Below are 7,784 nucleotides of genomic sequence, written 5' to 3' on the forward strand. Positions count from 1 at the left end.
TGTTGCCTTGGCAGTCTCAGGAGTTCCGCCCTCTGTTTCTTGATTGATAAACCAGCCGTCAAAGCCATAGTACTCTGCTACTTCTAAAAGCTTGTCTGCCGCAGGAAACGAACCATCCTCGCGTTGGGTGAGCATTTGCTCCACCCACAGATCCTGCCCTCCATATACCTTAGGCGGGAAAAAGACATTTCCTAGAATGGGCACTCCATTTCTATGTGAAGCATCAATCACATCTGCACTAGGAGGAGTAATAATTCCCTCGCCAGCAGAGCCTGCCCAATAGACCATGATGTCAACATATTGCCAATAGCTAAACGTATTCGCAAAAAATTCTTTGCCACCCTGAGAAGGAACGCCACTTGTATTAGGGTTCAAGGCAGATAAAGCCACCAGCTTCGCTTCAGACTGCTGAGTATCGTTGACCTTAAACAGCACCTCTCGCTGAGCCAATGGAATGGTACTGCGGTTAAACGGAGCTTCAGGATCATGTTCTGGACTCCACTGTAATAAAGTTTCGGGATACCAATACGAGGATTCTGGTTGCTTGGCGAAACCGTTCATTGGATTCAAACACACAAACAAGATGACTAAAACCCACAGCATAAAAATAGACCCTTTTTTCATCTTTTCACCTCTACTTTTTATTTTGAATTGTGATCACCACAGAAGCGGTCATCACAAAGATACAGCTTGCGAATCTAACTACAATTACTTACACCTAGATATGAGAAACAATCATCTCCATAGTTCCTTTTAGCGAAAAGGAGGCTACATCACTAGGAACGAGAAAATGATCTGCTTTTTTCAAAGGGAAGGTACCTGCTTCCGTCATAATCTCTCCTTCTCCTTCTATCACACTGCATAATAGAAACAACGGGGCATGCGTAGCCTCTACCATTCCTCGAACAGACCATTTATGCACACTAAAATACTCACCTTCAAGAAAGGTTGTAATGATGGCATCCTGCTTCTGTTTCACGGTGGGTTTTCCCCTTGATGAATAGTGCGGAACGGTAATGACGTCTAATGCCTTATCTAGATGTAATTCTCGTTTCATTCCCTTCGCACCCTGACGGTGGTAGTCATACACCCGATACGTGGTATCCGAGCTTTGTTGGGTTTCCAATACCAATGTTCCTTCACATAAAGCGTGAATCGTCCCGCTAGGAACATAGAAGAAGTCTCCTGGTTTGATTTTGACCCGCCGTAGCAATGAATCCCACTGTTCCGTTCGAATGTAGTCCTCTAATTCCTCCTTGCTCTGTGCATGATGTCCAAAGACGATCTCAGCATCTGGCTTGCAGTCAATAATATACCAGCATTCTGTCTTGCCTAATTCTCCATTTTCATTTGCTTGGGCATACGTATCATCAGGATGAACCTGCACAGATAAGTCTTGATTAGCATCTAGAATTTTAATTAATAAGGGAAAGACCTGACTAGGATGATGGGCAAACAACTGGGGCTGCTCTGCCCATAATTGTCCTAGCGTCATCCCTTGATAAGATGAATTCCTCACTACACTTTGTCCATTGGGATGAGCCGATATCGCCCAGCATTCCCCGGTTTGCTCACAAGGAATAGAGTAGCCAAAACGATCCTTCAAGGCAGTTCCTCCCCAAATCCTCTCCTTAAAACACGGTTCTAAAAACAACGGTTCCCTTCCCATTCTTATGAAGCTCCTTTGACATGATCTGCTTTCATTCCTAGAGCTAAGGCTCCCAGAATTCCCTGCTGATCATCTAATTGTGGGGTTACAATATATTTATCCATAGATTCAAGCTCAACATAATTTGCTAGTAAGGTAGACACCTTCTGGCGAATCAAGGGCAGCAATGCTTGTTGCTTCATGACCCCGCCGCCAAGAATAATTCTGTCTGGAGCGAGAATCAGTGTATAATTCACAATGGCTTGAGCTAAATAATAGGCTTCTAGCTCCCATACCTCCTCACACTCCACGAGCAGGTTTCCTTTCTTGCCATACCTTGCTTCAAGCGCAGTGCCAGATGCCAATCCTTCTAAACAGTCTTGATGATACGGACAGCTTCCAGCAAAACGATCCTCCTGTTGACGAGCTACATAAATATGACCCATTTCAGGATGCGTACTCCCCTTGAGTGTTTCTCCCTTGCTGACAAATCCCGCTCCAATTCCCGTCCCCACCGTAATATACAGACAGTGATCAACCTCTTTTCCTGCTCCCCAGTAGAATTCTCCTAAAGCAGCCGCATTGACATCCGTATCGACAAACACAGGAACTTGATAGGTCGAAACGAGAGCTTGATAGATATTAAACTGCTTCCAAAGCAATTTAGGAGTATTGCCTATTTCCCCATAATTTTTTTTCTGTGGATTTAATTCAATGGGACCAAAGCTCCCAATCCCTATGGATGCCAAGGTGTATTCTTGGAAAAAAGCATGAACCTGTTCCAATGTTTTTTCTGGACCTTCCGTAGGAAACGTCATTTTGTTCCGAATCTTTCCCTGCCGATCACCGACAGCACAAACAAACTTTGTACCCCCAGCTTCAATTGCTCCATGTAGCATTCTAGCCCCTCCTGTCATAGAAAAAGAGTGTCCCAAAAGCTGTATAGCGAACTCTTCGGGCACTCTTCTCCTGCTGAATCTAATCTATTCTATGTTTATTGGTTCGCTTTCCACGCGTCATATTGTCTTTGAATCTCATCCAATACCTTCTGCATTCCTGCTTCGTACAGCTTCTTATTAAAGGCTGGGATATATTGCTCTGGGTCGACTGCCCCCTTCAGTAAAGCAGGAGCAAATTCACTCGTCACATTAGAAATGGCGGCAATCTCTGTGCGAACAGGGTTTGAGTCAAAATAGAAACCTAACGCTGGGGATTGAATAGCACTAGCGTTAAACGCTGCAAATGCCTCCCATTTATCTGCTGGGTCATCTTCGTACAGCTTTAGGATCAACTGATTCCCTAAAGCAAAGCTAGGCATGTTATATCTTTCTACTCGAGCAGACAGGTCTTTGATCGTACCATCCGCATTCTCCTCATAGTGCACACCCTCGATCCCTTTATCCAGCAAGTTCCGCAGATATGGATCTGAGTTAAGCAGATTTAAGAACATCATCGCTTTCTCTGGGTTTTTGGACGTAGCCGAAATGGCTTGCATCGAGCCTGTAACTGAATTATTAAAAACATACGGTTGATGAAGCGGTCTTGTCACAATTTCATACCCCGCCGCTCTGGACCAAATTGACTCAGCATAAGGCTGGTACAGCTCTTTGCGAACAAACCAGTTCGGAGTTTCCAAAGGCCACGAATCGGTACTTGTTGCCGCATCGGGACGGATATAGCCCTTTTTGTAATAGTCATGCATGGTTTTAAGCGCTTTCATTGTTTCCGCTTCTTCGTACTTGTTTACCACTTCATCCGTATTCCCGTCCAAACGGAAAGCAAAAGGCATTTCCTCTTGTAGGATGGAGTCAAAAGGCAAGTACGTATCGAAGGTAGCAATCGGTGTTACACCTGACTCCTTCTCTTTAATCACTGCTAGTAAAGGCTCTAAATCCTCTAAAGAATTTACTTGGGAAATATCTAGGTTATGCTTTTTCACTAATTCATGATTAAAGGAAAGAACCGCTTGCTGTCCTACTTCTTTATTGGTTGGTACAGCATAGAGCTTCCCATCAATTTGAGCTCCCTCTAAGAAAGCAGGGTCAATCAACTGTTTCATCTCCTGACCATATTGATCCATTAAATCATTAAGCGCTACAAACGCTCCGCGTCTTGCATTTAAAGCATAGTTATTCGCCCACGAGCTGGTAAATGCAATATCATAGGCATCTCCTGAAGTGGTAATGACCTGCATGCGATCATTGAACTCTCCCCAATCCAGCATTCTAAGGTCGATCGTGGCATTTATTTTTTCCTTGGTGTATTCATTTACCTTTTCCATCACCTGATCAATGTCCTTTTGCGGAGTACCAATGAGATACCAAAGCAGTGTAACATGCTCTTCTTTCACCTTTTCCTTCGTGGTCCCTTCTGACGAACCCTTACTGTTCGCATCTTCGCTTGAGCATGCCATCAAAAGCCCCATAAGCAAAAGCATTGTGGCAGCCAGCCAGCCTATTTTCTTCATGTTTATCCCCCATTCTGTATGATTTGTATCACTTTATCACCAAAGGAAGAGTTTTCTCTCCACTAGCCTCTCTCTACAAATGCCAAGCAGAAATCTAAGCTTCTTCCTTGAATGAATGTAAGAAGTCTTACACCAAAAGCAGCTACTCTTTTACCCCACCAATTGTTAAGCCTTTAATAAAGTACTTTTGAAAGAATGGATAAGAGAGCGCAATGGGAAGTGTAGCAATGACGACCAGCGCCATTCGAGCTGAATCCTGTGGTACAGAGGATAGAATGGCACTATTTTGATTCGATAACATCGCATTTTGCCGGATAAAGCTTAAATTATTTTCGATTCTCATTAATAAAGATTGCAAAGGCACAAACTTCGAATCATCAATAAAGAGTAAAGCATTAAACCAGTCGTTCCAGTAAGCTAAGGTGCTAAATAAAGCAATGGTGGCAATTCCCGGTATCGCAAGAGGGAAGACAATGGTAAAAAAGATTCGAAACTCCCCCGCTCCATCAATTCTAGCTGATTCAAGAATCGCCTCAGGTACAGAGCGCTGAAAGAAGGTTCTCATAATAATGATATAGAAGGCATTCACTGCCATAGGCAGGATGAGCGCCCAGATAGAGTTCCGTAAGCCTAGAAACTGAGTCATCACGATATAAAACGGAACCATCCCTCCACTGAACAACATCGTAAAGAAGGCAATAAAGGTAAACTGTCTGCGATAAGCAAATTGTTTTCTGGAAATAGCGTAGGCGTACATCGAAATGATGGATACACTGATCAGCGTTCCTAATACGGTCACCAACAGAGTGACACCATAAGCCTGAATGACCTGTGATTTCATTTGCCATAAATAATAGTAAGCATCTAAGCTCCACTCCTTGGGAATAATACGATACCCATACATCGCTAAGGACTGCTCACTGGTTAGTGAAATGATCATGACATAGAGAAACGGAAAGATACACAGAAAGGCAAACGAGCCTAACAGAATATGCATCAAGACACTTGTTGCTCCAGAAAAACCATAGGGATTGTAAGCTGTGTTCTTCTTAGAAACCTGCCTCGTTGGTTCTTTGATCACTTCTGTCCTATTTGGTGGAGTTTCCATTCTTGTTTCCTCCTTCCACCTGCAAATATCTAAAACAAGGCATTATCTTCATCAATTTTTCTGACAATGTAGTTCGTGATTAGAATTAAGATAAACCCTACTGTCGCCTGATACAACCCGGCTGCGGTACTCATTCCAATATCACCCATCGTCATCAGTCCTCGATAGACATAGGTATCAATAACATTGGTTACGGAATAGAGCGGTCCTGAATCTCTAGGAACCTGATAAAACAAACCAAAATCTGCACTGAAAATACTGCCAATATTTAAAATCGTAAGGATGATAATCAAGGGCATAATCATCGGAATGGTGACATGCCTAATTTGCTGCCACTTACTCGCTCCATCAATCATGCTGCTTCATAATAATTGCGATCAATACTGACAATCGCAGCCAGATAAATAATGCAGCTAAACCCTACACCCTTCCACTGACTGATGAAAATGATAAAATACGGCCAATAGGAGGGTTCGTTATACCACGAAATAGGATCAACGTTAAAGAAAGAAAGCACACTATTAAACAAGCCCCGATCCATACTTAAAAATGTAAAGACAAAATAACTGACCACAACCCAGGATAAAAAGTGAGGAAACAGCATCCCCGTTTGATAAATCTTAGCAAGCCTTTGCTTCGTTAGTTCACTTAAGACAATAGCAACCCCTACGGCTAAGATCAGCCCTACAACAATAAAAACCAAATTATATAACACCGTGTTGCGAGTAATGATAAACGCATCATTGGTATTAAATAAAAATCGAAAGTTCTCCAGACCCACCCACTCGCTATGATAGATACTGGCGAAAAAACCGTCTGGATGAAAACGAAAATTCTTAAAAGCAATGATCTGACCAAACATAGGTAGATACTTCAAGACGATTAGCCAGAGTAAACCGGGTAATGTCATGAGCAGCCAAGCTCGATTCTCGTATAGTTTTTCTCCGAATTGCTTCACTCGCCCCATGTCTTACCTCCTTCCATCTGACCTCTCTAAGTTAATTATATGAAAACCCTTACATAGAAAATAGTTGAGATATCTTAGATTTAATGGCAAAAATAAATACACTTGGTGAAAACATAACGTACGGTTATGTCCCAGTGGAAGAAAAAGCTGAGGATCTTTTTTTTGACGAATGAATGATTAAGCATTACGATAAATACTAGTCGTCAGGCTCTAAATATGAGGTAAAATAACGTTAAAAAACCAGGATATTAAATTCCTGGTTCTTTACCCTTTTTTCTATAGAGGTATCCAAAGATACATCATTTTTGTTTATACTCTTCAAGAGGTTCAAAATTAATGGACTCTGCTTGGTATTTTCCATCTTTAAAAGTATAAGTAATCTTAATTTCTCCTAGAGGTCCTGTCATGTCAAAAAATACAGCAACATTTGCTGTTAAAATACCGTTATGTATGGAGTATGAATAGTATCCAATGCCTATATAAACTTGGTCAATTTTTTCGTCTTCCTTCTCTACACTGCTTCTAGGAATCAGATGTAATTTGTCATCTATCATAATTTTGATGTGATCATTTGATAAAGTTGCTTTAGCATGTTTTGTAGCAGTTTCAGGAGCTGTTTGTATGGAGATTTCCTCTAGAGTTTCAGGATTCAGAATAAAAATGTCTTCTTCTGAAGTGCCAGTACCGTGTGCGGTTTTTAAAATGATTATCATTTCTTCTTTTCCATCTTGACTAAGATCCTCAAAAAATAACTTAGGAGCATACGTAGGCCATCCTGAATTTTCCCATGAAGGAAATCTTTTTGTTTGATCGTGGAATTCTACAACCATGTCCTTGTACCAATTTGCATCTTGATCATGATTCAGCGCATATAACTTCAAATGAGCTTCAGCAAGCTCCCATTTCTGAACAGCATTCTCTAAATTGATTTCCTCCTTATTTTTTCTATCTGAATTTGTTTCAGTCTTCATGCTACAGCCAAGGAGTAATAAAAATAAACATAGATAAACTACGAGCGCTTTGCGCATTTTAATACCTTCTTTCTAGTTTTTTAAGTGTATGTTGTATCAGACGGAATACTAAGAAGAAGGTTTCCTAGTATATAGAATAAAGTGTAACAATTGTGCGTTCCTAGCAAGCCGTTTTGTTTAAGGAACTAGTGTAAAATAGATTTATCATTTTCCGACAGAAGACTCCCTCTTCAATCGTGTGAAGGGCGAAGCCCAATGATAAGGGGGAGATGTATGTCGGTTGGCGTTAGCCAAAACTTTCCACAATATGGTATAATAAGAACGTAAGTTCCTTCTGGAAGTGAGGTGAAAACAATGTTAGTCAACAAAGCATACAAATTCCGTATCTATCCAACCAAAGAACAGGAAATCTTAATTGGTAAAACAATCGGATGTAGTCGTTTTGTATTTAATCGCTTTTTAGGGAAATGGAACGATACATACAAAGAAACTGGCAAAGGATTAACTTACAATTCTTGTTCTGCTGAATTAACACAACTAAAAAAGGAATTAGTATGGCTAAAAGAAGTTGATAGCATTGCCCTTCAATCCTAACTGAAAAACCTTGCTGATTCATATACTCT

Annotated in this window: 6 protein-coding genes and 2 pseudogenes; 1 reads left to right on the plus strand and 7 read right to left on the minus strand. The window is 41.1% G+C overall.

Annotated features, from left to right (window positions below):
* The 7 genes and pseudogenes from JCM10596_RS27080 to JCM10596_RS22280 all read right to left on the minus strand — a co-directional run.
* Window positions 1-624 (minus strand): endo-beta-N-acetylglucosaminidase (locus tag JCM10596_RS27080; protein ID WP_034682096.1); only part of this gene is annotated, 624 nt, incomplete at its 3' end.
* A 94-nt stretch (window positions 625-718) separates the two neighbouring features.
* Window positions 719-1,669 (minus strand): mannose-6-phosphate isomerase, class I, encoded by a 951-nt coding sequence (gene manA, locus JCM10596_RS22255; protein WP_025028992.1) that lies wholly within the window; start codon window positions 1,667-1,669, stop codon window positions 719-721.
* A 2-nt stretch (window positions 1,670-1,671) separates the two neighbouring features.
* Window positions 1,672-2,547, minus strand: coding sequence for an ROK family protein (locus JCM10596_RS22260; RefSeq protein WP_025028993.1), 876 nt, complete (start codon window positions 2,545-2,547; stop codon window positions 1,672-1,674).
* Between the two features lie 95 nt (window positions 2,548-2,642).
* A complete protein-coding gene (locus JCM10596_RS22265; protein ID WP_025028994.1) occupies window positions 2,643-4,115 on the minus strand; it encodes an ABC transporter substrate-binding protein in 1,473 nt (490 codons plus the stop codon).
* Window positions 4,116-4,257: 142 nt separating this feature from the next.
* Window positions 4,258-5,112: a carbohydrate ABC transporter permease gene (locus JCM10596_RS22270; RefSeq protein ID WP_234410616.1), complete on the minus strand. Its 855-nt coding sequence runs from the start codon at window positions 5,110-5,112 to the stop codon at window positions 4,258-4,260.
* Between the two features lie 140 nt (window positions 5,113-5,252).
* Window positions 5,253-6,190: pseudogene (locus tag JCM10596_RS27085) on the minus strand (ABC transporter permease).
* A 299-nt stretch (window positions 6,191-6,489) separates the two neighbouring features.
* Entirely contained in the window at window positions 6,490-7,218 is a 729-nt protein-coding gene (locus JCM10596_RS22280; RefSeq protein WP_025028996.1) for a hypothetical protein, read from the minus strand.
* A 297-nt stretch (window positions 7,219-7,515) separates the two neighbouring features.
* Between JCM10596_RS22280 and JCM10596_RS22285 the strand changes: the two are divergent.
* Window positions 7,516-7,752, plus strand: a pseudogene (locus tag JCM10596_RS22285) (helix-turn-helix domain-containing protein); the annotation flags it as partial.
* Between the last annotated feature and the right edge of the window lie 32 nt (window positions 7,753-7,784).

This window comes from Caldalkalibacillus mannanilyticus JCM 10596, assembly GCF_000615945.1.
Taxonomy (GTDB): Bacteria; Bacillota; Bacilli; order Caldalkalibacillales; family JCM-10596; genus Bacillus_AT; species Bacillus_AT mannanilyticus.